Genomic DNA, 23,169 nt, shown 5'->3' with positions numbered 1-23,169 from the left:
GTGTCGATGATGCACGTCACCGGCGCACAACCGGTGAACTGTGCCCAACGTCCTACGTGTGTCATGTCTGAGAAGGAGAAGATCACCCCCGTCAAGCTCATCGCGAGTGTGCTCGCCGCCGCCACCGCGGCCGTGCTGAGCCTTCGCCTCAACCTCGTCGGCACCATCGTGGGTGCCGTTCTCGCGAGCGTCGTGACCACTCTCGGCGCCGTGTTCTACCAACGGTCGATGGAACGCGAGAAGCGTTGGCAGGTAATCGCTGTCGGCGGAGTGCTCGTGTTCGTGGTGACCGTCCTCACTATGACGAGCGTCCAGCTCGTGACCGGCAGACCCGTCACGGCCGATCCGGGCGCACCGTCCACGAGCACCCGGACCGAGACGCACACCGAGACGACGAAGACCGAGACGGAGACCGTCACGGTTCCCCCGAGCTCGACCCCTCAGTCGTCGGACAGCACGACCACGACCGCGCCCTCGTCGACGACAGAATCCCGACAGCCGACGGACAGCTCGACGCCGTCGTCCACGCCTGACCCCATTCGGTGATCACGTCACTACGTTGAGCGATAGTTAACTGTCAATTGCTACGCGCCGCAGTTGATCTGTCGTGAGCTGTGACACACTTCGTTCACGTTCGAGGCGGGGCGTCATAGCCAAGAGGCCCGCAACTTCACTCGAACGGGCGTAAAGATTCTGGCCGAAAGAGACCGTGAGGAGGCGCGATGAGGCTCGTGGCACGGCCGCTTGAGCCCGGCGCCGGCACTGGTTTCCAGAGGCAACAAGGGATGGGAGGGGTGGGGCGACCCCTGCCGCCGCCCCACCACCCGTCCCCCTAGAGCCCCCGAGAGAGGTCCCTGCAACCGATCTCTCGGGTTCCCCTGCACCCGAAAGTGAGGGAGACGTCTGATGAACCGCACGAGTGCGGCCCGTGTAACCGGTGCCGTGTTGCTCGCCACCGGAGTCGTCACTGCTCTCAGCGTACCGGCGTTTGGCGCCCCTGCCGCACCGGTCGCCTCATCCGGTTCCGATACGGAGAGCTACCCGGCCGAATTGCTCCAAGCGGTCCAGCGTGATTTGGGCCTGAACGCAGACCAGGCACGCGTCCGGTTGGCCAATGACGCCCAGTCAGGCCAAGTCGCGGAGTCCGCGAAGTCCTCCCTGGGCGACGCGTTCGGCGGAGCCTGGATCGACCAGGCGAGCGGCAGACTGACCGTGGCGGTGACCAAGCCGGGACTCTCCGTGACCGGCGCGGACACCAAGGTCGTCTCGAACTCGCTGACCCAGCTGAGCGGGACCAAGTCGGTCCTCGACCTCATGACCGCCCCCGCGGCGATCACGAGCTGGCGCGTCGACGAGCAGTCGAACAGCGTCGTCGTCGAGGTCAACAAGAACGTGCGCGACGCCGCCGCGGACCAGTGGATCGCGACGGCCAAGTCCATCAGCGGCGCGGTCAAGGTCGCCGAGGTGACCGAGAGCCCGACCCCGCTGTACGACCTGCGCGGCGGTGACGCCATCTACATGGGCGGCGGCCGTTGCTCGCTCGGCTTCTCCGTGACCGGTGGTTACGTCACCGCAGGTCACTGCGGCCGCACCGGCACCGCGGTCTCCGGGTTCAACCGGGTCGCGCAGGGCACGTTCGCCGGCTCGGTGTTCCCCGGCAACGACTACGCCTGGGTGCGCACGAACGCGAACTGGACGCCGCGGCCGTGGGTCAACCGCTACGGCGGCGCGAACGTGATCGTCCGCGGCAACACCGAGGCCGCTGTCGGCGCCCAGATCTGCCGCTCGGGTTCGACGACCGGATGGCGCTGCGGCACCGTCCAGGCGAAGAACCAGACCGTGAACTACCCGCAGGGCTCGGTCCGGGGTCTCACCCGCACCAACGCCTGTGCCGAGGGTGGCGACTCGGGTGGTTCGTGGGTGGCGGGTTCCGGCTTCGGCCAGGCCCAGGGCGTGACGTCCGGCGGTTCGGGCAACTGCTCGTCCGGCGGCACCACGTACTTCCAGCCGCTCAACCCGATCCTGTCGCGCTACGGCCTGACCCTCACGCGGGGCTAGTCCTGAGCTGAGAGCGCCGCGGCACCTCCTGGTGTCGCGGCGCTTTCGCGTTCTCAGACCAGCACGATCTTGCCGTGGGCGTGGCCGGTCTCGATCAGCCTGTGCGCGGCGGCGGCTTCGGAGAGCGGGAAGACCCCGGCGAGCGGCACGGTGAACGAGCCCCGCTCGGCGAGGTCGGCGGCGATCGCGAGACCGTGCAGCGCCTGCGGGTCGGCGCCGGGACCTCCTGCCGTGTGGGACAACCGGATTCCGTGTTCGCCGGACATGTCCGCGATCGTCACCACGCGGTCCGGTGAGCCCGCGATCGCGACCAGGTCGGCCACCGTGCCCGCGCAGTGCAGGACCGCGTCGACAGCGCCGACCCGATCGGCCAGGCCCTCGCCGTAGACGACCGGGATCGCACCCAGTTCCCCGACGAAGTCCTGGGTCGCCGGTCCGGCGGTGCCGATCACCTTCGCGCCCCGCGCGACGGCCAGCTGGATCGCCACCGTGCCGACACCGCCTGCCGCACCCGCGATGAGCACCGTCGTGCCGTCACCCACCCCGAGCAGGTCCAGCGTCCTGGTGGCGGTCTCCACGTTGCCTGCCGCGCCGCCCGCCTGCTCCCAGCTCAGCGCCGCCGGCCTGGGCGCCCACGCCGCCAGCACCGCGTGCTCGGCGTTGGCGCCACCGAGCCGGGCCAGGTCGACCATGCCGAACACCTCGTCGCCCTCACGGACGTTCGTGACCCCCTCGCCCACTTCGTCGACGACACCGGCCGCGTCCATGCCGGGCACGTGCGGCAGCGGCAGCCGGTCGCCGAACATCCCGGAGCGCAGGTAGGCGTCGCCCGGCGTGACCCCGGAGGCGCGGACGGCGATGCGGATCTGGCCGGGACCCGCGTGCGGTTCGGCGACCTCGGCCACGTGCAGCAGGTCGGCGGGGCCGTATTCGGAGAACTGAAGAGCTCGCATGGCGGCGAAATTAGTGGAACAGGGCGTCCACTTAGCCGAAACTGAGACGGTGACGGCGAATCTGACTCACAACCTGCGCTCGGACGCCCGGGACAACCGCGACCGGATCATGGCGGTCGCGCGCGAGGTGTTCGCGGCGGAGGGCCTGGACGTGCCGATGCGCGAGATCGCCCGCCGCGCCGGCGTCGGTCCGGCCACCCTCTACCGCCGCTTCCCGACCAAGGAGGCGTTGGTGGTGGAGGCCTTCTCGGAGCAGATGGAGGCCTGCACCGCCGTGGTGGAGGAGGGGCTCGCGCACCCGGACCCGTGGGAGGGGTTCCGCCGGACCGTGGAGGAGGTCTGCCGGCTGCACGTGCTCGACCGCGGGTTCGCGGCGGCGTTCACGAGCGCCTACCCGAAGGCGATCGACTTCGCGGCGGTGCGCGAGACGTCGTTCCGCGCGCTCGCCGAACTCATCCGCCGGGCGAAGGCGGCCGGACGGCTGCGGGCCGACTTCTCGGTTGACGACGTGGTGCTGCTGCTGATGGCGAGCTCGGGCGTCCGCAACGGGACGCCCGCCGTCGCGCGGCGGCTCGCCACCCTGTTCCTGGAAGGCTCAGCTGAACTGCACTGACCGCTTCGACAGCCCGTACCAGAAGCCGTCGACGGTGCTGGCGGCCTTCTCGTCGCTGGCCGCGCCCAGCGCGACGAACAGCGGGGCGAAGTGCTCGGTCCTCGGATGTGCGATCCCGGCGGCCGGCGCCTTCGCCTGGAAGTCGAGCAACGCGTCGACGTCACCGTTCGCGAGCTGCTGGTGCGCCCAGTCGTCGAACTCCTTCGACCACGACGGCGGCTCGTAGTCCGGTCCGGCGGGGAAGTTCACGCAGCTCAGGTTGTGCGTCATGAACCCGCTGCCGACGATCAGGACGTTCTGGTCCCGCAACGGCGCGAGCCTGCGGCCGATCTCGTGCAGCTCGCGCGGGTCGAGCGTGGGCATCGACATCTGCAGCACCGGCACGTCGGCGTCCGGGAACATCTCCTTGAGCGGCACGTACGCGCCGTGGTCGAGCCCGCGCTGCTCGTCCTGCTCGACGTGGCCGCCGAGCAGTTTGCGGACGTCGTTCGCGAGCTCTGGTGCGCCCGGAGCCTCGTACTCCACCTCGTAGTAGCGCTGCGGGAAGCCCCAGAAGTCGTGGACCAGCGGCACGGTGGTGGTCGCGCCGATGGTGGTCGGCGCCTCCTCCCAGTGCGCGGAGACCATGAGCACGGCCTCCGGGCGCGGGAGGGTGGCGGACCAGTCCTTGAGCTCTCTGGTCCACGTCTCGTCGTCAGCCAGCGGGGGAGCCCCGTGGCTCAGGTACAGCACAGGTGCGCTCACGTCCCCGAGAGTACGCCTGTTAGTTCAAATTTCAACTAGTAAGTTCGAGTTTGAACGACTCGGCGGCCTTGCGGGGGTCCTCGGCCTCGGTGATGGCCCGCACGACGACCACTCGGGTGGCTCCGGCTTCCTTGACCTCGTGGAGGTTGGTGAGGTCGATGCCGCCGATCGCGAACCACACGCGGTCCGTCCTCGTGGCCCGGACGAGGTCGAGTCCCGGTGCCGGGCGGCCCGGCTTGGTCGGGGTCGGCCAGCACGGGCCGGTGCAGAAGTAGTCCACGCCGGGCTCCCGCGCCGCCGCGGTCATCTGGCCGACGTCGTGGGTGGACCGGCCGATCACCACGTCGTCACCGATGATCCGGCGGGCGAGCGGGACGGGCAGGTCGTCCTGGCCGAGGTGCAGCACGTCGGCTCCGACGGCGTGGGCGATGTCCGCGCGGTCGTTGACGGCGAGCAGCTTGCCGTGGCGTTCGGTGGCCTCGGCGAGCAGTTCGATCGCCTCGATCTCCTGCTTCGCCTCCAGTGACTTGTCCCGCAACTGGATGACGTCGACGCCGCCCGCGAGCGCCGCGTCCGCGAACTCGGCCAGATCAGGCCTGTTCGGCGTGCAGAGGTAGAGGGTCGCGTCGGCGAGTCGTTGCCTGATCAGGTTTCCGTCGAGTCCTGGCACGTACGCACGTTAACCGTTATGTTGATGTCGGTCCGCACGGGAGCCCGGAGAACACCGGGCTGAGAGGGAGCGTGGTTCGCTCCGACCGTCGAACCTGATCCGGGTCATGCCGGCGCAGGGAGCGTGAATGCCTTGAGCAGTGTGGAAGTGGCCGTCCGGGGTGGCGGTGTCATCGGGCTGTCCGTGGCTCTCGCCGCGGCACGGGCCGGGTTCTCGGTCTCCGTGTCCGACCACGGGTCGCCGCACGCCGGGTCGCGGGTCGCGGGCGGGATGCTCGCCCCGTTGACGGAGGCCTGGCCCGGTGAGGAAGCCGTGGTGGCGCAGGGGGTCGAGGCCCTGGCGATGTGGCCCGCGTTCGCCTCGTCGATCGGTGTGCCGCTGTTCGAGGCGGGGACGCTGGCGGTCGGGACGCAGCCCGGTGACCTCGCCGACCTGCGGCACGCCGGGGAGTTGCTGACGTCACGGGAGATCCGCGCCCTCGAACCCTCGCTGGGTCCGGCGGTGCGCGGAGGCGTGAACGCGTCGGGCGACCTGGCCGTCGACAACAGGGTGCTGCTTTCCGCACTGCGGAAGGCTTGCCGGGACGCCGGGGTGTCGTCCGATGTGGACGGACGGGTCACCGTGATCGCGGCCGGGGCGTGGAGCGGGCAGCTGCACCCGGCGCTGCGCGGAGTGATCCGGCCGGTCAAGGGCGAGATCCTGCGGCTCACCCACCGGCCCGGCGCGCTGCCGCCCCCGCGGCACACGATCCGCGCGCTGGTCTCCGGTCGCCCGGTGTACCTGGTGCCGCGCGACGACGGACTGGTCGTCGGCGCGACCCAGTACGAGGCCGGGTTCGACACCGACGTGTCCGTCGCGGGCGTGCGGGACCTGTTGCGGGACGCGGAAACCGTGCTGCCGGGCATCGCCGAGTACGCGCTGACCGAGGCCGCCGTGGGGTTCCGCGCGGGCAGTCCCGACAACGTGCCGGTCGTGCGGTGGCTCGAACCGGGCGTGATCGCGGCGACGGGCCACCACCGCAACGGCCTGCTGCTGGCCCCGCACACCGCTCGTCTCGTGGTCGAGCTGCTGGCGTCACGACCGGCGACCTCCACCGCGTCTTCGGCGCTCAGCAGGGCGCCTCGCGGCACCGGCCCCACGCCCGCAGCCAACCAGGACGAGGACGTGGGGCCGGCACCGCAATGCACCCGTCTGAGCGCCGAAAACGGGGCGAAGGCCGCCGGTCGTGACGCCGAGGGAGGAAGTTCGTGAAGGCACAGGTGAACGGGACCTCCCGCGACTTGGCCGAGGGCACGTCGGTGGCCGCGGTCGTGACGCTGGTGGGAGCACCCTCGTCCGGAGTCGCCGTGGCATTGGACGGCGCCGTGGTGCCGAGGGCGTTGTGGGACAGGACGATCGTGCCGGACGGCGGCGTGGTCGAGGTGCTGACCGCGGTCCAGGGAGGCTGACGTGGACGATCCGCTGATCATCGCGGGCCGGGAGTTCCGGTCCAGGCTCATCACCGGCACCGGCGGTGCCGCCAACCTCTCGGTGCTGGAACGGGCCCTGGTCGCGTCCGGCACCGAGCTGACGACCGTGGCGATGCGCCGCGTCGACGCGGCCGGCCAGACCGGTGTGCTGGAGCTGTTGCGGCGCCTGGGGATCGAGGTGCTGCCGAACACCGCGGGCTGCCGCACGTCCGCCGAGGCGGTGCTGACCGCCCAGCTGGCGCGCGAGGCGCTGGAGACGAAGTGGGTCAAGCTCGAGGTCGTGCACGACGAGGAGACCCTGCTGCCGGACCCGGTCGAGCTGCTCGACGCGGCCGAGCGGCTCGTGAACGACGGTTTCGTCGTCCTGCCCTACACCAGCGACGATCCGGTGCTGGCCTTGAAGCTGCAGGACATCGGCTGTGCGACGGTCATGCCGCTGGGCTCTCCCATCGGCACGGGACTCGGCATCCGGAACCCGCACAACATCGAGCTGATCACTTCTCGTGCCTCTGTTCCGGTAGTTCTCGACGCGGGCATCGGCACGGCGTCCGATGCCGCGCTGGCGATGGAACTCGGCTGCTCAGCGGTGCTCCTGGCGACCGCGGTCACACGGGCCCAGGACCCGGAACGGATGGGCGCCGCCATGCGTTGTGCGGTCGAGGGCGGACGGCTGGCGCGCCTGGCCGGACGAATTCCGCAGCGCTTTTGGGCCCAAGCGTCTTCGCCGGGCCTCTGAGTCGCTACCTTGGGTACTCACGTGTTGGGGGATGATCGACCACTACCTGAATTCCCGCCGAGGAGGACGACAAGCCGTGACGGCCCCCATTGACGCCGAGGTCGAGGACGCGACCGCGCGCCTGTACCTGGCGATCGGCCGGCTCGCCCGGTTGCTGCGCCGCACCGGTTCCCCCGGACTCGGCCCCGGCGCGGTCTCCGCGCTGGCCACCCTCGCGCGCTGCGGCCCCATGCGCCTGGGAGACCTGGCGAACAAGGAGGGCGTGGCACCCCCGACGCTGTCGCGCATCGTCGCCGCCCTGGTCGAGGCCGGGTACGTGAAGCGCGAACCCGACCCGCAGGACGGCCGCGCCTGGCTCGCCACCCCCACGCCCGAGGGCGAGACGATGGTGTCCGGCGTGCGGTCCGCACGGGTGCGCGAGCTGCAGCGGCGGATCGAACAGCTGACGCCGGAACACATCTCGGCGCTGGTCGGTGCGCTGGACGCGCTGGAGACCCTCGTCGGCGAAGAGCCGAAGTAGAGCCAACGGCTCTTGCCGGCGGTGGCGACCGGAGAACGTCTCCGATCGCCACCCCGAGGTGTCAGCCGTCGAGCCGCCAGAACGGCGAGACGGGCCCGGAGCCTGCTCCCAGCGGGTAGGCGGCGGCCACCGACCTCACGATGAAGTCCTTGCCGAACCGCACGGCTTCCGGCACCGAGGCACCCCGGGCGAGGGCCGAACTGATCGACGACGCGAGAGTGTCGCCGCTGCCGTGCGTGTTCTCGGTGTCGTAGCGCGGGCCTGGGAGTTCGATGAACTCACGGCCGTCGTAGAGCAGGTCGAGGCACTCCGGGTCGTCCCACATGTGGCCGCCCTTCACCAGCACCCACTCCGGGCCCATGGCGTGCAACGCTTCCGCCGCCACGCGCTGGTCCTCGCGGTCCTTCACGGTGATCCCGGTGATCAGCCGCACCTCGTCGAGGTTCGGCGTCACCAGGGTCGCGCGCGGGAACAGCAGGCCGCGCAACGCGTCCAGCGCGTTGTCGGCCAGGAGTTGGTTGCCGTGCATGGACGCCGAGACCGGGTCGACGACGAACGGGGTCTTGCCGGAGCCGATGCCGACGCGGTCCAGGGCCGGGGTGACTGCCTCGATGATCCGCGCCGACGCGAGCATGCCGGTCTTCGCGGCCTGCACGCCGATGTCCTCGGCCACCGAGACGATCTGCGCCGCGACGACGTCCGCCGGGATCTCGGAGACCCCCGTGACGCCCAACGAGTTCTGGACCGTCACGGCCGTGAGCGCCACGCAGCCGTGCACCCCGCACGCGAAGAGCGTGCGGAGGTCGGCCTGGATGCCCGCACCACCGCCGGAATCGCTTCCGGCGATGGTGAGGACCCTCGGAGGTGCCTCGGTCACGAAGTCTCCACGACCGGGAGGTAGACCTTGTTGCCCGTGTCGGCGAACTCGCCGGACTTCTCCGCCATGCCCGCCTCGATCGCCTCCACTGTGGACAGCCCGCGTTCCTCGGCGTAGCGCCGCACGTCCTGCGTGATCTTCATGGAGCAGAACTTCGGCCCGCACATCGAGCAGAAGTGCGCCGTCTTCGCCGGTTCCGCGGGGAGCGTCTCGTCGTGGAACGAGCGCGCGGTGTCCGGGTCGAGCGACAGGTTGAACTGGTCCTCCCAGCGGAACTCGAAGCGCGCCTTGGACAACGCGTCGTCCCAGTCCTGGACGCCGGGGTGGCCCTTGGCCAGGTCAGCGCTGTGCGCCGCGATCTTGTACGTGATCACGCCGGTCTTCACGTCGTCCCGGTTCGGCAGGCCGAGGTGCTCCTTCGGCGTGACGTAGCAGAGCATCGCGGTGCCCAGCCAGCCGATCTGCGCCGCGCCGATCGCGGACGTGATGTGGTCGTACGCCGGCGCGATGTCCGTGGCCAGCGGCCCGAGGGTGTAGAACGGCGCCTCGCCGCACCACTCCTCCTCGAGCCGGACGTTCTCGGCGATCTTGTGCATCGGCACGTGGCCGGGGCCCTCGATCATGACCTGGACGTCCTTGGCCCGCGCGATGTGCGTGAGCTCGCCCAGGGTCTTGAGCTCGGCGAACTGCGCCGCGTCGTTGGCGTCCGCGATGGAACCCGGCCGCAGCCCGTCGCCCAGCGAGAACGTGATGTCGTAGGCGCGCAGGATGTCGCAGAGCTCCTCGAAGTGCGTGTAGAGGAAGCTCTCCTTGTGGTGCGCGAGGCACCAGGCGGCCATGATCGCCCCGCCGCGCGAGACGATGCCGGTGACGCGCCCGGCCGTCAGCGGCACGTACCGCAGCAGCACGCCCGCGTGCACGGTCATGTAGTCGACGCCCTGCTCGGCCTGCTCGATCACGGTGTCGCGGTAGACCTCCCAAGACAACGCGGCCGGGTCGCCGTTGACCTTCTCGAGCGCCTGGTAGATCGGCACGGTGCCGATCGGCACGGGCGAGTTGCGCAGGATCCACTCGCGCGTCTCGTGGATCCGCTTGCCGGTGGACAGGTCCATGATCGTGTCGGCACCCCAGCGGGACGCCCACACCATCTTGTCGACCTCGTCCTCGATCGACGACGACACCGCGGAGTTGCCGATGTTGGCGTTGATCTTCACGAGGAACTTCTTGCCGATGATCATCGGCTCGGCCTCGGGGTGCTTGCGGTTCAACGGGATCACCGCACGCCCGATGGCCACCTCGCCGCGCACGAACTCCGCGTCGAGGTTCTCGCGCACCGCGATGTAGCGCATCTCCGGGGTGATGATCCCGGCCTTCGCGTACGCGAGCTGGCTGACAGCTCCGTTGATCGGTTCCCGTGCGGCGATCCACTCCGACCTCAGGCCGGGCAGTCCACTGTGGACGTCGATCGTCGCGTTGTCGTCGGTATACGGACCGGAAGTGTCGTACAGATCGACATGGTCGCCGTTGGTCAGTTCCACCCTGCGGAAGGGCACCCGGATGTCAGGAGCGACTTCGCGGTACACCTTGCGGGATCCCGAGATCGGGCCCGTGGTCACACTGGGCTTGACCGAACGGTCGTCAAGTGCCGTCACGACATTCCTCCCTACGCCGGCATTACCCGGTCAGGTTCAGGCGGTCGGTGACACCGGCACCACTGCCAGTCACCCTCTCAGCCCGCTCTGGCGCGAGCTCCCGCGTTTTCTTGAGTTGTCGAGAACCGACCATAGTCAGAGCGCGCCGCTGCTGCCAAGGGCGTCGTTTGCCCCTAATCTCTTCCTCGTGGCTGATCACCAGCCGTTCCCGCCCGGCGCGCGACGCGGCCAGCGTCCCGCCGTGGTCTCGGCATGCCCTTCCTGCGGAGAACTCGCAGGTCGCGGCTACCCGGACTGCGGTTTCTGCGCCGAGTTGCTCGACCAGTTCTGGCTCGCGGACTGGGAAGCGCTGAGAACGTCGTCACAGCTCGCCGACCGGGAACTGGCCGAACTGGTGACCTCCGCGGACGTCGGCCAGCACCCGTGGACGTGCGTCGACTGGGCGATGACGCTGCTGGCGTGCTCGCGCTGCGGTGCCGAACTGGGCACCGGGCCGGTCGAATGCGTGCGGTGCGCGGTCACCGAAGAGCGCCGGTGGAGCTGGGACCACTCGGCCCACCCGTACACGATGAGCGCGAACGAGCACCTGCTCCGCGTCGCCCGCGCGGCACTGCGCGCACCTCACCGGCGTCGTCCGGCCGTCGTGCGGGCCTGGCAGCTGGTGCTGCCGTTCCTGATCGCCGGTGAGGTGATCGAGTTCGGCCGCCTGGACAGGATCCGTGCGCACGTGCTGGCCGGCGGGTACGCGTCGATGGCCGCCTGCCACACGTTCGCCGAGCTGGCCGGGCTGCCCGAGCTCTTCTGGCGCCGGGGCGACCCGATCTCAACGCGGGTCGAGTACCAGGCGGATTCCGAGCGCCAGCAGCACGCCGCCCGACAGCTTCTCGAGCGCGGGACGGACCCGCGGCCTGCCGAGCCAGCCCCTGATCGTGTGCAGGATCGACACGATGACCAGGTACCAGACGGTGTCGATGAGAACCCACCCGACGGCGAGGAAGAGCAGAACCCCCTGGCCGGCCTCCCCGGCAGGCACGAACTGCGGTAGGAACGAGATCGCGAACACGCCGAGCTTCGGGTTGGCCAGGTTCACGATCAACCCGCTGCGGAACGCGTGGCTCGCGGGCGGTGGTTCGGCGTCGGGCAGGCTCTTGCTGATCAGGGCCTTGACGCCCAGGTAGATCAGGAAGACCGCGCCGGCGATGCGCAGCCCGTGGTAGGCGATCTCGGATGCCGTGAGCAGGACGCTGAGCCCGAGAGCCGCGGCGACGGCCCAGCAGGCGACGCCGACCTCCATGCCGAACACCGTCGCCAGCGCGGCTTTTCGCCCGTGCACCGACTGTCGCAGGACCATGGCCGTGCCAGGTCCGGGCGACAGTGCGATGAGGAACGAGGCCGCGACGAAGGCGACGATGTTTTCGATGGGCATGCCTTGAATGGTCGCTGGTCCTCGCAACCAGTTTCTTGACCTGGAGCGCGCTCCAGGATGTTCGCTGTCGCCATGACCTTGGAACTGGGGAAGTTGGGATTCGGCACGTGGGCCATGGGTGGGCCGTTCTCCGGCCCGGACGGGCTGCCGGTCGGCTGGGGACCCGCCGACGACGGTGAGTCGGTCAAGGCGCTGCGGCGGGCGGTCGAGCTGGGCGTGACGCTGTTCGACACGGCGGACGTCTACGGCTGCGGGCACGCGGAGACCGTGGTCGGGCAAGCGTTTGCGGGCATGCGTGACCAGGTGTTGATCGCGACGAAGTGGGGTTGCGGGTTCGACGCTGCTTCGAAGCGGATGACCGGCAACGAGGGGTCGGTTGCCTATCTGCGCCGCGCCGTCGAGGGGTCGTTGCGGCGGCTCGGGACCGATCGGATCGACCTGTACCAGCTGCACGTCGGAGACCTGGCGCTGGAGGAGGCGGCGCTGCTGCGCGACGAGTGCGAGGCGCTGGTGGCCGCGGGCAAGATCCGCGCCTACGGGTGGAGCACGGACGACGTCGAGCGGGCGCGGTTCTTCTGCGAGGGCGAGCACGGGATCGCGGCGCAGGCTGACATCAACCTGCTCTTCGACAACCCGTCGATGTACGCGGAGGAGTTCGCGGTGCTGTGCCGTCGTCCGCTGGCGATGGGGTTGCTGGCGCGGGAGACGTTCGGCGTGTTGCCGGCGGACGACGTGCGCGTCACGAACCCGTCGTGGCTGCGGTTCTTCGTCGACGGGCGGCCGTCGCCCGCGTACTTCGAGGCGCGGGAGGCCGTCCGGGACGTGCTGACGTCGGGTGGCCGGACGCTGGTGCAGGGTGCGCTGGCGTGGTTCTGGGCGCGTTCTCCCCGCCTGGTCCCGATTCCGGGGGTCCGGACGGTGGCCCAGGTCGAGGAGAACGCTCGTGCGCTGGAGTTCGGTCCGTTGAGCGAGGTGGAGTTGAAGCAGGTGGAGGCGGTGCTCCGGCCCCAGTCCTAGTCCTCGTCGTCCTCGTCGAAGTTCGCGGGATCGGTCGGGTCCCAGGAGAGGCCCGGCTGGTTCCACTCGTTGTCGCGCAGCATCCGCTTGGCTTCCTTGCGGTACCGGCCGATCAGGCGGTCGGTGTAGAGGTAGCCGTTGAGGTGGTCCGTCTCGTGCTGCAGGCAGCGGGCGAAGAAACCGGTGCCCTCGACCTCGAACGGCTGCCCGTCGAGGTCCAGGCCCGTCACCTTCGCCCATCGGGCGCGTCCGGTCGGGTACGCCTCGCCGGGCACGCTCAGGCAGCCCTCGAAGTCGTCGTCCGGGTCCGGCATGGTCTCCGGGACCTCGGACGTCTCGAGCGTGGGGTTCACGATCGCGCCCCGGTGCTGGACACCCTCGTCGTCCGGGCAGTCGTAGACGAAGAGCCGCAGGTCGACACCGATCTGGTTGGCCGCGAGCCCCACTCCGCGAGCCGCCGCCATCGTCTCGAACATGTCGGCGGCGAGGGTCTTCAGCTCGGTGTCGAACTCGGTGACCTCGCGCGTCGGGTTGTGGAGCACGGGGTCGCCGGCGATGCGGATGCGGTGGACGGCCATGGCTGAACTTTATGCGGTCCAAAACTGTCGGTGTCGCGCGGTAGGTTGGAACGATCACGTGATTGAATTGCCCGCACCTGAGATGGTGTGGCGACCGTGGGGAGCCAGATGGATCACGCCGAGACGCTCACCTCCGCTGACGGGCTGACCAGCCGCGAACGCACGATGCTCGCGTTCGAGCGTCAGTGGTGGAAGTACTCGGGATCCAAGGAACAGGCCATCAGGGAACTGTTCGACATGTCCGCGACCCGCTACTACCAGCTGCTCAACGCGCTCGTTGAATCCGAAGCCGCCCTGGCTGCCGATCCGATGCTCGTCAAACGGCTGCGCGGAGTCCGGACAGGCCGCCAAAGGGTTCGCGCCCGCGCCAGGAGCACCGAGGACTGATGACCTCCCCCGAGTCCGCAAGCCCGTCCCGTCCGGCCAAGGCCGCCGGCTTCGCCCTGCTCGGCGTCGCCGCTGTCGCGTTGGTGATCGGAGTTGTTTCGCTGTTCGGTGGTGGGGGGTCTGATACGCCTCCTGCTGCTGAGGGGTCGTCTACCGCTCCGCCTGTGGCTACTACTACTGCTGCTGAGCAGTCTTCGGCTTCTGCGTCGCCGCCGTCGTCGTCTGCTGCTCCTGGTACCACTACTGGGTCGCCTACCGTGCCGTCGTCCGCGCCGGCTAGTGCTGTCGTGCCGCCTCCGCCTGTTACCCAGCCTGGGGTTGCCAAGACTCCTGTTCGGGTTTACAACAACTCGACAATTTCTGGGTTGGCGTCCAAGGCTTCTGATGAGATTCGGGCCAATGGGTGGGCGGTGGAGGGGACTGGGAACTACTCCGCTGGGACTATTCCCACTACTACTGTTTATTTTCGGCCTGGGACTGATGAGGAAGCTTCTGCCAAGGAGTTGGCGGCGGTTTTGCGGGCTCGGGTTGAGCCTCGGTTCGACGGGATCCAGTCTTCGGCGCCTGGGATCATTTTGATTGTTACCAATGATTATCAGGGGCCTTCTAAGAGCAAGTGAGGGGCGCGTCGGTTTGGTTGGGTTCCCGCTGTTGCGTTGGCGGGGTTGCGGTTGCGTGCTTCCCCTGGGGCGCTGCCCCCAGACCCCCGGCAATCTGATCAGGGGGCCCGCGCTGCCCGTAGGTAGATGGCACGCCTGTTGCTTTGAGCGGCTGCCGGTTGCTTAGTTTGGTGGCGTCGGCGGTGGGGTCCCATCACAAGCCGCACCAAGAGCGGGCCACATGCAGGTAGGGGTGTCAACTCGACGAAAAGCGTGTCGAGTTGACACCCCTACCTGCATGCAGCAAGTGCTATGGCGCGACTCGTGATGGGACCCCACCGCCCTTCCCTTGTGGAAGGACGGCTCGCCTTCGGCGTCGCTGGGTTATGTGTTTCTGTTTGCTGCGTATGTGGCTAGTGACATCAGTTGTGCTTGGTCCAGGGATGGGCGCACTACTGTTCGTGCCTTTGCCAGGTGGGTTTGTGTTACTTCTGCTGCTTCTAGTGATTCGCGCATTGCTGTTAGGGCTGCTTCTCGTACTAGGGCTGCGCAGTCTGCTGCCGAGTACATGTCCAGTTCGGCTGCCAGGGTTTGCAGGTCCACGTCATTGGCCAGTGGGGTGTTGCGGGAGGACGCCTTGAGGATTTCTGTGCGCGCCTCGGCGTCTGGTGGTGGGACGTAGACGAGGCGTTCCAGGCGGCCTGGGCGTAGTAGTGCCGGGTCGATCAGTTCTGGGCGGTTGGTTGCTGCGATCACCACTACGTCTCGTAGGGGTTCTACGCCGTCCAGTTCTGTCAGGAGGGCTGCTACTACTCGGTCTGCTACGCCTGAGTCTGAGGACTGGCCTCGGCGTGGTGCCAGGGCGTCCACCTCGTCCAGGAAGATCAGGGCTGGGGCTGCGTCTGCTGCTCTGCGGAAGAGTTCTCGGACTGCTCGTTCTGACTCGCCTACGAACTTGTCCATCAGTTCTGCGCCCTTGACCGTCAGGACGTTGAGTTGGCCCGTGCCTGCCAGGGCTCGGACCAGGAAGGTCTTGCCGCATCCCGGTGGGCCGTAGAGCAGGACGCCTCGTGGGGGTTCTACTCCTAGCCTGGCGAAGGAGTCCGGGTAGCGGAGGGGCCAGAGGGCTGCCTCGGTGAGGGCCTGTTTGACCTCCTTCATGTCGCCCACGTCTTCGAGTGTGAGGCCGCCTGTCTGGACTGTGTCCGAGGCTGACATGGAGATCGGGCGGACCGTGTTCAGGGCGGCCAGCAGGTCTTCTTGGCCCACTCGGGGTTCTGCTACCTCGCGTTGGCGCAGGGCTGCCCTGACCGCTGCTTCTCGGCGTAGTGCGCAGAGGTCTGCTGCCACGAAACCTGGTGTGCGGGCTGCTACCTCGCCGAAGTCCACATCGGACTCCAAGGGGACGTCTCGGAGCAGTACTCGCAGGAGTTCGGTGCGGCCTGTGGTGTCTGGGAGGGGGAGTGACAGTTCGCGGTCCACCAGGTCCGGGGCTCGTAGGCGGGCGTCTACGGATTCTGCTCTTGCCGAGGTGACTACCAGTGCGAGGTTGGGGCGGGAGATCGCTGTGCGGAGGATGTCCAGGACGACGGTCGCCACCGGGGGTGGGGTGGTCGGGAGCAGGGCGTCGATGTCGGTGATGAGCAGGATCGTGGGCTGCTCGGGCACGGTGGCGATGGCGTCGCCCAGTTGTTTGGCCATCGCGCCCGGTTCCAGGACCGCGATGCTGGGGGCGGCCAGTTCTACGATCGAGGCGTCCAGGGAACGCGCCACCGCGCGGACCAGCGTTGCCTTGCCGACGCCTTCCGGGCCGCTGACCATGGCCGCGAGGCGGGCGGAGGCGCCCAGTTTCGTGAGGAGGTCGGGCTGGCGGAACATCAGTTCGAGCCACTCGGCCAGACGACGTGCCTGGTCGCGTTGGCCCACCAGGTCGGCCACCGGGAGCGCCTCGTGCTTCTCCTGCACCACGACGGGCGTGACCTCGGCGGCCGGGGCCTGGGCCGAGCGCCAGCCCACGACGCTCGACGGCTGCACGGCGACCGGGCCCGCGGGGTCGGTCGAGGTGATCGTGATGAGCTCGTTGGTCCACGTCATGCCGATGGCGTTGGACAGCTTGCGGCGCGTCTCGGAGACGTTGGCGCCGGGCGGCGGCGCGAGGTCCTGGGGGAGCAGCGAGACGTTGTCGCCGACCGTGAGGACCTTGCCCGTCAACGCCATGCGCACGTGCTCCGGCGTGAGGGCCGTGGTGGCGAGGCGGGAGCCCGCGACGGTGATGGAGCGGGCGGCGGTCACCTGGACCGGGGCCACGACGATCTCCGAGCCCTCGACCACGCCCAGGTTGGTCAGCGTCACGTCATCCACCAGGACCACGCCCGGCGGTTGCTCGCCCGAGGCGGCCAGCGCGGCGCTCACGCGGGCGCCGGTCAGCTTCACGGCGTCCCAGGCGCGCAGGCCCAGGGCGTCGAGCACCTCGGGGTGGAGGCGGACTACGCCTCGCCGGGTGTCCAGAGCGGACGGGGACAGGCGAGCCGTCAGCGTGATCACCCCGACGACTCTAGTTCCTCCCCGCGCCCGGGATGCGGACGTGATGGCCGACCAGGTCGGAGGCACGTTCGTCAGGTGTTCGTGTGCTGCTGCGGAGGCTCTGCGGTCGTTGCGGAGTAACCCGAGAGCAGCCACTCGGTGCTGCTGATGATCGCGGGGGTGGGGATCGGGACGTTGGCCCCGTCGAGGGCGGTCGTCTCCTCGCCGATCAGCGCGCCGGTGTGGGGATCGAAGACCAGGACGTGGCGCAGGTGGCGTTCTCGTTCGACGTGCGTGACCGACTCGCTTGGCCTGGCTCCCCACGACGTGGTCGCCGCCGACATGTCGGGCCAGGTGGCGAGGTCGAGCAGGAGCAGGCGCTGCAGCGCCGGTGGGACGACCTGAGCGTGCCAGATCTTGCCGAACGTCCTCATCGCCGCGGCGGTGGAACCCTTCGGGTTCCTCCTGCGCAGCTCGGCGGTGACGGCGGCGGGATCGGTGGAGGAGATGAAGCCGGCCGGCAGCCGTCCCGGCGGGTAGTCGCCGGTCGGTTGCACGGCCTCGCCGTCCTCGGTGACCAGCAGCCGGCCGGAGTCGTCGGCGGCGATCCACTGCCGTCGTTCCAGTCGTTTGACGCTGCCGGTCAGCGAGGTGGTCTCGCCGGTGCGGGTGATCTTGCGGACGGTGTGCAGGTAAGCGCTGGAAGTGTGCACGTAGTGGTATCTGCCAGAGCCGGGTGGCTCTGGCAGATGCACTGTCTTCTCGGCCAGGTCCCGCAGTGAGTCCGCCGCACTCACGGCTTGTCGTGCCTGCGCAGGCCGATCTGCCGCCAAGATCGCCGCCCGCTGCCGTTGGCACGTGACGCGGGCATCTCCGAAGAAGATGTGGTCGCGTCACGACGAGGGCGGCGCACCGCCCGCATGGCCGCACCTGCGACACGGCCGCGCAACGGCTGCCGCAGACCGAGCCGCCGAGCCGCGACACCGTGCGCCCGCTTGATGGCGCGGCGGTCGGCACCGGTGACGGTCCACGCCTCCGGGTGCTTCGACAGCCACAGGTACCGCCGCACCGAGTAGGGCAGGTGCGCCAGGTACGCGACCATCGCGATGATCAGTGCCACCAACGGGTACGTGATGATCGCGGCCGCCAGCAGGCCGACGACGACCAGCAGCAGGGCTGCCCAGCGCGGCGGCACCTTCACCGTCTTCACGGACAGCGTCGGGATGCGGGAGACCAGGAGCATCGCGACCAGGACGGTCCACACGCCCACGACGTAGGAGTTGTTCCACCAGCCGTCGGTGCGCACCTGCTCCTCGATGATGAGGGGCAGCAGCAGCAACAGGCCGCCTGCCGGGGCAGGCACGCCCACGAAGAACTCCTTCGCGAACGGCGGTTGTTCCTTCTCCAGCAACGTGTTGAAGCGGGCCAGGCGGACCACCATGCAGACCGCGAAGATCAGCGCGATGACCCAGCCGGCGCGGTTGCCCTCGAACTTCCAGAGGTAGATCGCGAGGGCGGGCGCGACGCCGAACGAGATGGCGTCGGCCAGCGAGTCCAGCTCCGCGCCCATCTTCGACGTCGCGTCCAGCAGGCGGGCGATGCGGCCGTCGAGGCCGTCGAAGACGGCTGCCGCCGCGATCGAGGCGATGGCCGCGCCCCACATGCCGACGTTCGCGAAGTGCACGGCGGACAGGCCCGAGCACATGGCGAGGACCGTGATCGCGTTCGGCAGGAGGCGAACGCCGGGCCCGCTGGGTGCCATCAGGCTTCCGGGAGTTCGGCGAGAACGGTCTCGCCGCCGATGGTGCGCTGGCCGGCCTCGACCAGGACGCGGCTGCCGCGCGGCACGTAGAGGTCCACGCGCGAGCCGAAGCGGATCAGGCCGTAGGTCTGACCGGCGGTGACCTTCTCGCCCTCGGCGACCTCGCACACGATGCGGCGGGCGACCAGGCCGGCGATCTGCACGACGACGAGGTCGTGGCCGTTGACGGTGCGCAGCCACACGGTGTTGCGCTCGTTCTCCTCGGAGGCCTTGTCGAGGTCGGCCGAGAGGAACTTGCCGGGGTGGTACGAGACCTGGACGACCTCGCCGTCGGCGGGCACGCGCTGCACGTGCACGTCGAACACGGAGAGGAAGACGCTGACGCGCGTCATCGGCTGGGAGCCGAGGCCGAGCTCGGCCGGCGGGACGGCGTCGACCACGTGCGAGACGGTGCCGTCGGCCGGGGCCACGGCGAGGTTCGGACGGGTCGGCGTCACGCGCTTCGGCTCGCGGAAGAACCACGCCACCCACGCCGTGACCAGCGCGAGGACGACGCCCAGGCGCTTGGAGCGCAGCCGGACGAGGAGGGTCGCGATCGCCGCACCGGCGACGAACGGGCGCCCTGCGGGGTGCATCGGCGGCACCATGCCGCGCGCGAGTTCGAGGAAGTGGGAGACGGGCTTCTCGCTGCTCATCGTGTCTGTGGGTTCCGTAGCTTCGGTGGTTTGTCGGGAGGCTTCACGCTACGGCAACGACCCGAACCGCCCACCGGGACTGCCGGAAAGACAAGTGGCCGGTGGGCCCGTGCATCCCCCGACGAATGCGCGGGCCCACCGGCACCTGCGGGCAGTGTAATCCCCGTCACATGGCGTTAACAACGTCGCTCGGTGAGCGTTCCGTCACAGTCCGTCCACGCCGATGGCCTGCAGCCTGGACCTCACCTCGGGCACCCGGCAGGCGTCCCGCACGGCCGGTGCGACCAGGTCGTCCGGGTAGACCGCAGCTCCGTCCGGCATCCGCAGCACGAACAGCCCGCCCCAGTTGAGTTCCAGCGTGGCGCGGCCGGCCGTCACGAGCAGGTCAGCGACCATGCACCCGAGCAGTTCCGTCACGGCCTCGACGGCCGCGTCGTGCACCTCCGCCTGGGTCAGCGACGCGTCCACGGGCGCTCCCGTGAGCTTGTGCAGCTGAGCCCTCTCCAGTGCCCTGAGCACGTCCGCGATCGTGTCGCCGACCTTGCTCACCCGTCCCGCGTGCCGCAGCAGGTCGGCGTGCCGCCGGACGAGGGCCGGCCCGGCCAGCGGGGCCAGCTCCTCCCAGGCGATCGGCGGCCCCTGCACCTCGACGAGCGCCGCGACCTGCTCGGGCGGCAGGCCGGTGAGCAACGGCCACGAGGAGCGTTCGTCGATGGCCTCGGCCACGCTGCCGCTGATCTGCGAGAACCGCGCGATCGTCGCGACCCGCTCCCGGATCGGCGGATGGCTGTCGAACACCGACGTCGGCTCCTCCGCGGCCAGCAGCGGCTCGATCTCGCGCAACTGGTGCACGCGCCGCGGGTGGTCGAGGTAGGCGCGGAAGCCCTCCAGCAACGGCGGCGTGCGACCGGCCGCCACGGCCAGCGACACGTACCAGCGCTTGTAGTCCTCCCACGCGACGCCCAGCGGGCCGCCGCGCAGCAACGACCGCATCGACGCCTCGCGCCCGGCCGCCGCGACGGACACCTCGTCGGCGAACCGCTCGTGCTTCCGGCTCTCCGAGGCCGCTACCAGCGCGTACAGCCTCGACCACCCGTAGAGGACGCCGAAGAAGGCGAAGTCCTGCCTGGACGCCATCCCGAGGGCGGTCTGAGCGCGCGAAGTGAGCGCGGACAGCCGTGTGTGCCCACCGCCGTAGTGACCGAGTTCGTGCGCGAGCACCGACCGCAGTTCGCCGATCGTCATCCCGGCCAGCCACGGCAGGCCCAGCTCCATGTACCGGGTGCCGCGGCGTTCCCAGACGCCCGCGTTCGCCCTGTCGACGAGCCGGATCTCGTCGGGGCTGCGGGTGCCCGCGATCCTCGCGAGCTCGTCGACGTGCCGCCAGAGCTCCGGGTGCGCCGGGCGCGGCAGCTCGATCCCCTCCGCCCGCGGGCGTGCCCAGATCGCCGTGACCGCCGCGAACAGCGTCGGGCCACCCACGACCAGCGCCAGCGCCAGGAGCCACCAGCCCCCTTCGTCGTCGCCGCGGCCGAAGAGGACGGCCGCGAGCACGCCCAGTCCCGCGACGAGTCCCACCGCGAGCACGAAGAACCCCGCCAGCAGCGCCAGCGCGAATGCCGCTCTCATCTCCCCGCTTCCCCCAGATCCGTGACTACTGCAGGTATCTCACGGTGACCTCGGCCCCCGCAGGCAGTTCGGTCACGTCCTCCGGCACCTCGATCAGGCAGTTCGACAACGCGAGCGCCGACAGCAGGTGCGAACCCGGACCACCGACCGGCGTCACGACCTCGCCGGACGACGGGTCGTGCAGGCCGCGCCGGAACTGCGTCTTGCCCGCCGGGGACGTCAGCGCGGACGTGATCCTCGCTCGCGCGCTGCGGCGTTCGGTCTGCGCGTGCCCCATGGACGCCATCAGCGCCGGCCGCACGAACACCTCGAACGACACCTGCGCGCTCACCGGGTTGCCCGGCAGCGACAGCACCGGCACGCCCTCGTACCGGCCGGAGCCCTGCGGTCCGCCCGGCTGCATCGCGACCTTGGTGAACTGCACGTCGTGGTCCTCGAAGGCGTCCTTGACCACCTCGTACGCGCCCGCGCTGACCCCGCCGGACGTCACGATCACGTCCACCGCGCCCAGGTACGGCTTCAACGCCTGGTGGAACGCCTCGACGTCGTCCGGCACGAACCGCAGCTGGACGGCGACGCAGCCCGCGTCCCGCACGGACGAGGCGAGCATCATGCCGTTCGACTCGTAGATCTGGCCGAGCTCCAGCGGCCGGCCGGGTTCGACCAGCTCGGAGCCCGTCGACAGAACCAGCACGCGGGGACGGCGGCGCACGGGCAGTTCTGGCAGGCCGAGCGCGGAGGCGAGGCCGAGCGTGGACGGGCGCAGCACGGTGCCCGCGGCCAGCACCGCGTCGCCCTTCCGCACGTCGTCGCCGCCGATGCGGATGTTCTGGCCGGGCTCCACGGGCCGGTTGATCGTCACGGTCTCCGTGCCGCCGTCGGTCCACTCGACCTGGACCACCGCATCCGCGCCGGGCGGGATCGGCGCGCCGGTCATGATCCGTTGCGCGGTGCCGGGGGCCAGCGGGTTCAGCTCGGTGCGGCCGGCCGGGATGTCGTCGGTCACGACGAGACGAGACGTCTCGTCCCGGTTCAGGTCCGCCGCCCGCACCGCGTACCCGTCCATCGCCGAGTTGTCGAACGGCGGCAGGGCGAGCGGCGCGATGACGTCGGCGGCGAGCACGAGCCCGAGGCACTCCTCGAGCGGGAGCTGCAGCACGGGCATCGACCCGACGAGCTCCGCGACGCGACGGCGGTGTTCGGCGACAGTGGTGGGGGGCACGACTGCATACTGCCAACGTCGCGCCGATCGTGACGATCGCTTTCCCGGTTTCCTCCCGGAGGTGTTGTTCGTGCAGGTCCGGACCAGGCACACACCGACGTTCGGCGTGGCGAGACTCGTCCTCGCGCCCGGCGAGGCGGTGCTGGCCGACCCGCTGACCATCGCGGCCACCAGCTACGGGCTCGTGGTCGAGGTGAAGGGCGCGGGCGCGAAGGCCGTCGCGCTGTGCACGGTGGGTGCGGAGGGCGGCTGGATCGACGCGGCCCCCGTGCTGCCCGGCGACCTGCACCAGATCGAGCTCGACGGGACGCACGGCTGGTGCCTCGCCCGGCACAGCTGGATCGCGTCCAGCAGCACGGTGGCGATGAACCCGGAGGCACCGCCGATGCAGGCGATCTTCGGGGGCGCCGAGGGCTTCCTGAACTACGCGCACGGGCAGGGCGCGGTGGTGCTCGCCTGTTACGGCGCACTCGACCTCGTGACGCTGGAAGCGGGAGAAGCGGTGACCATCAGCAGCGATCACGTCGTGGCGTTCGCGGACACCGTGCAATGCCGTCTTCGGCCGTCGGTACCCGATGGCGTGCAATCCATTCAGACGGGTGAGGGGCTGGTGTTCGACTTCGCTGGTCCCGGCGCCGTGCTGACCCAGGCGCGCGGCCCCCGCCGACTCACCACCTGGTTGCGCGCCAACGGAGTCAGCTCCCGTTCATGACTCCGTAAGGAGGTATCCGAGTGAGATTTCTTCTTTTAGCGTTGCTCTCTGCGCTTTGCGTGAGATGCGTGATCTGAAGGAGGACGTCTTGGCTCTCGGTACCGTCAAGTGGTTCAACTCCGAAAAGGGATACGGCTTCATCGCGACCGATGGCGGGCCCGACGTGTTCGTGCACTACTCGGCGATCCAGATGGAGGGCTTCCGGACGCTCTCGGAAGGCGACCGGGTGGAGTTCGAGGTGCAGGCCGGACGGGACGGGCGCAGCCAGGCGTCGGAGGTGCGCCGCGCGGGTTAGAGATCACTTCGATCACGCCTTCGGCCAACCCG

26 protein-coding genes and 2 riboswitches are annotated in these 23,169 nt (G+C 69.6%); of the genes, 12 read left to right on the top strand and 14 right to left on the bottom strand.

Annotated elements, in window-relative coordinates:
• Positions 1 to 63: 63 nt before the first annotated feature.
• Both IEY88_RS19490 and IEY88_RS19485 read left to right on the top strand, forming a co-directional pair.
• The gene (locus IEY88_RS19490) at positions 64 to 546 is read left to right on the top strand and encodes a hypothetical protein (protein WP_189156215.1); all 483 of its coding nucleotides are present in this window, start codon (positions 64 to 66) and stop codon (positions 544 to 546) included.
• 360 nt (positions 547 to 906) lie between these two features.
• Complete coding sequence (locus tag IEY88_RS19485; protein WP_189156214.1) at positions 907 to 2,058, top strand: S1 family peptidase; 1,152 nt, start codon at positions 907 to 909, stop codon at positions 2,056 to 2,058.
• A 53-nt stretch (positions 2,059 to 2,111) separates the two neighbouring features.
• On the opposite strand, the gene IEY88_RS19480 is transcribed toward IEY88_RS19485, so the two are convergent.
• Entirely contained in the window at positions 2,112 to 3,011 is a 900-nt protein-coding gene (locus IEY88_RS19480; RefSeq protein ID WP_189156213.1) for an NADP-dependent oxidoreductase, read from the bottom strand.
• Between the two features lie 49 nt (positions 3,012 to 3,060).
• Between IEY88_RS19480 and IEY88_RS19475 the strand changes: the two genes are divergently transcribed.
• On the top strand, positions 3,061 to 3,624 hold the full coding sequence (locus IEY88_RS19475; protein WP_229693557.1) for a TetR/AcrR family transcriptional regulator: 564 nt from the start codon (positions 3,061 to 3,063) through the stop codon (positions 3,622 to 3,624).
• Here IEY88_RS19475 and IEY88_RS19470 read toward each other — a convergent pair.
• Both IEY88_RS19470 and thiE read right to left on the bottom strand, forming a co-directional pair.
• Positions 3,607 to 4,368: a dioxygenase family protein gene (locus tag IEY88_RS19470; RefSeq protein ID WP_189156211.1), complete on the bottom strand. Its 762-nt coding sequence runs from the start codon at positions 4,366 to 4,368 to the stop codon at positions 3,607 to 3,609. The two genes, IEY88_RS19475 and IEY88_RS19470, sit on opposite strands and share 18 nt — an antisense overlap.
• 31 nt (positions 4,369 to 4,399) lie before the next feature.
• On the bottom strand, positions 4,400 to 5,038 hold the full coding sequence (thiE, locus tag IEY88_RS19465; RefSeq protein ID WP_189156210.1) for a thiamine phosphate synthase: 639 nt from the start codon (positions 5,036 to 5,038) through the stop codon (positions 4,400 to 4,402).
• Positions 5,039 to 5,064: 26 nt separating this feature from the next.
• A riboswitch (TPP riboswitch) is annotated at positions 5,065 to 5,176 on the top strand.
• Here thiE and IEY88_RS19460 point away from each other — a divergent pair.
• From IEY88_RS19460 to IEY88_RS19445, 4 genes are all read left to right on the top strand, one after another.
• Positions 5,171 to 6,289 (top strand): FAD-dependent oxidoreductase, encoded by a 1,119-nt coding sequence (locus tag IEY88_RS19460; RefSeq protein ID WP_189156209.1) that lies wholly within the window; start codon positions 5,171 to 5,173, stop codon positions 6,287 to 6,289. Its footprint overlaps the riboswitch before it by 6 nt.
• Positions 6,286 to 6,486, top strand: a complete 201-nt coding sequence (gene thiS / locus IEY88_RS19455) for a sulfur carrier protein ThiS (protein ID WP_189156208.1) — start codon at positions 6,286 to 6,288, stop codon at positions 6,484 to 6,486. Before IEY88_RS19460 ends, thiS begins: the two co-directional genes overlap by 4 nt.
• 1 nt (position 6,487) lies before the next feature.
• The gene (locus tag IEY88_RS19450) at positions 6,488 to 7,243 is read left to right on the top strand and encodes a thiazole synthase (RefSeq protein WP_189156207.1); all 756 of its coding nucleotides are present in this window, start codon (positions 6,488 to 6,490) and stop codon (positions 7,241 to 7,243) included.
• A gap of 76 nt (positions 7,244 to 7,319) precedes the next feature.
• The gene (locus IEY88_RS19445; RefSeq protein WP_229693556.1) at positions 7,320 to 7,763 is read left to right on the top strand and encodes a MarR family winged helix-turn-helix transcriptional regulator; all 444 of its coding nucleotides are present in this window, start codon (positions 7,320 to 7,322) and stop codon (positions 7,761 to 7,763) included.
• Between the two features lie 61 nt (positions 7,764 to 7,824).
• On the opposite strand, the gene thiD is transcribed toward IEY88_RS19445, so the two are convergent.
• The 4 genes from thiD to IEY88_RS19425 all read right to left on the bottom strand — a co-directional run bounded on the left by thiD (position 7,825) and on the right by IEY88_RS19425 (position 11,718).
• Positions 7,825 to 8,640, bottom strand: coding sequence for a bifunctional hydroxymethylpyrimidine kinase/phosphomethylpyrimidine kinase (thiD, locus tag IEY88_RS19440; RefSeq protein WP_189156206.1), 816 nt, complete (start codon positions 8,638 to 8,640; stop codon positions 7,825 to 7,827).
• A complete protein-coding gene (gene thiC, locus IEY88_RS19435; RefSeq protein WP_189156205.1) occupies positions 8,637 to 10,292 on the bottom strand; it encodes a phosphomethylpyrimidine synthase ThiC in 1,656 nt (551 codons plus the stop codon). Before thiC ends, thiD begins: the two co-directional genes overlap by 4 nt.
• Positions 10,284 to 10,406: riboswitch (TPP riboswitch) on the bottom strand. It overlaps the preceding gene by 9 nt.
• 247 nt (positions 10,407 to 10,653) lie before the next feature.
• Complete coding sequence (locus IEY88_RS19430; protein ID WP_189156204.1) at positions 10,654 to 11,019, bottom strand: hypothetical protein; 366 nt, start codon at positions 11,017 to 11,019, stop codon at positions 10,654 to 10,656.
• A gap of 96 nt (positions 11,020 to 11,115) precedes the next feature.
• A complete protein-coding gene (locus tag IEY88_RS19425; protein WP_189156203.1) occupies positions 11,116 to 11,718 on the bottom strand; it encodes a LysE family translocator in 603 nt (200 codons plus the stop codon).
• A 72-nt stretch (positions 11,719 to 11,790) separates the two neighbouring features.
• Here IEY88_RS19425 and IEY88_RS19420 point away from each other — a divergent pair, with 72 nt between their 5' ends.
• Positions 11,791 to 12,735: an aldo/keto reductase gene (locus tag IEY88_RS19420; RefSeq protein ID WP_229693555.1), complete on the top strand. Its 945-nt coding sequence runs from the start codon at positions 11,791 to 11,793 to the stop codon at positions 12,733 to 12,735.
• Here IEY88_RS19420 and IEY88_RS19415 read toward each other — a convergent pair.
• A complete protein-coding gene (locus tag IEY88_RS19415) occupies positions 12,732 to 13,313 on the bottom strand; it encodes a peptide deformylase (RefSeq protein WP_189156201.1) in 582 nt (193 codons plus the stop codon). The genes IEY88_RS19420 and IEY88_RS19415 overlap by 4 nt on opposite strands.
• Before the next feature lie 108 nt (positions 13,314 to 13,421).
• Here IEY88_RS19415 and IEY88_RS19410 point away from each other — a divergent pair, with 108 nt between their 5' ends.
• Positions 13,422 to 13,700 carry a DUF3263 domain-containing protein gene (locus IEY88_RS19410; RefSeq protein WP_089910320.1) on the top strand — a complete coding sequence of 93 codons (279 nt, stop codon included), beginning with the start codon at positions 13,422 to 13,424 and terminating at the stop codon, positions 13,698 to 13,700.
• Complete coding sequence (locus IEY88_RS19405) at positions 13,700 to 14,320, top strand: LytR C-terminal domain-containing protein (RefSeq protein ID WP_189156200.1); 621 nt, start codon at positions 13,700 to 13,702, stop codon at positions 14,318 to 14,320. Before IEY88_RS19410 ends, IEY88_RS19405 begins: the two co-directional genes overlap by 1 nt.
• A gap of 363 nt (positions 14,321 to 14,683) precedes the next feature.
• Here IEY88_RS19405 and IEY88_RS19400 read toward each other — a convergent pair whose 3' ends face one another.
• The 6 genes from IEY88_RS19400 to moeA form a co-directional block, all read right to left on the bottom strand.
• A complete protein-coding gene (locus tag IEY88_RS19400) occupies positions 14,684 to 16,843 on the bottom strand; it encodes an AAA family ATPase (protein ID WP_189156199.1) in 2,160 nt (719 codons plus the stop codon).
• A 71-nt stretch (positions 16,844 to 16,914) separates the two neighbouring features.
• Positions 16,915 to 17,535: a hypothetical protein gene (locus tag IEY88_RS19395; protein ID WP_189156198.1), complete on the bottom strand. Its 621-nt coding sequence runs from the start codon at positions 17,533 to 17,535 to the stop codon at positions 16,915 to 16,917.
• Between the two features lie 80 nt (positions 17,536 to 17,615).
• Positions 17,616 to 18,584: a CDP-diacylglycerol--serine O-phosphatidyltransferase gene (gene pssA, locus IEY88_RS19390; RefSeq protein WP_189156197.1), complete on the bottom strand. Its 969-nt coding sequence runs from the start codon at positions 18,582 to 18,584 to the stop codon at positions 17,616 to 17,618.
• Positions 18,584 to 19,279 carry a phosphatidylserine decarboxylase gene (locus tag IEY88_RS19385; protein ID WP_189156196.1) on the bottom strand — a complete coding sequence of 232 codons (696 nt, stop codon included), beginning with the start codon at positions 19,277 to 19,279 and terminating at the stop codon, positions 18,584 to 18,586. The genes pssA and IEY88_RS19385 overlap by 1 nt, the downstream gene beginning before the upstream one ends.
• Positions 19,280 to 19,483: 204 nt before the next feature.
• Positions 19,484 to 20,908 carry a M48 family metallopeptidase gene (locus IEY88_RS19380; RefSeq protein WP_189156195.1) on the bottom strand — a complete coding sequence of 475 codons (1,425 nt, stop codon included), beginning with the start codon at positions 20,906 to 20,908 and terminating at the stop codon, positions 19,484 to 19,486.
• 25 nt (positions 20,909 to 20,933) lie between these two features.
• Complete coding sequence (gene moeA, locus IEY88_RS19375; RefSeq protein WP_268241251.1) at positions 20,934 to 22,130, bottom strand: molybdopterin molybdotransferase MoeA; 1,197 nt, start codon at positions 22,128 to 22,130, stop codon at positions 20,934 to 20,936.
• 70 nt (positions 22,131 to 22,200) lie between these two features.
• Here moeA and IEY88_RS19370 point away from each other — a divergent pair, with 70 nt between their 5' ends.
• Together IEY88_RS19370 and IEY88_RS19365 are read left to right on the top strand one after the other, a co-directional pair.
• The gene (locus IEY88_RS19370; RefSeq protein WP_189156193.1) at positions 22,201 to 22,842 is read left to right on the top strand and encodes an AIM24 family protein; all 642 of its coding nucleotides are present in this window, start codon (positions 22,201 to 22,203) and stop codon (positions 22,840 to 22,842) included.
• 88 nt (positions 22,843 to 22,930) lie between these two features.
• Positions 22,931 to 23,137 (top strand): cold-shock protein, encoded by a 207-nt coding sequence (locus IEY88_RS19365; RefSeq protein WP_189156192.1) that lies wholly within the window; start codon positions 22,931 to 22,933, stop codon positions 23,135 to 23,137.
• Positions 23,138 to 23,169 lie beyond the last annotated feature (32 nt).

This window comes from Lentzea pudingi (assembly GCF_014646255.1).
Lineage (GTDB): Bacteria > Actinomycetota > Actinomycetes > Mycobacteriales > Pseudonocardiaceae > Lentzea > Lentzea pudingi.
The sequence above is the reverse complement of the archived record's forward strand: the minus strand, read 5'-3'. Positions and strand labels throughout refer to the sequence as shown.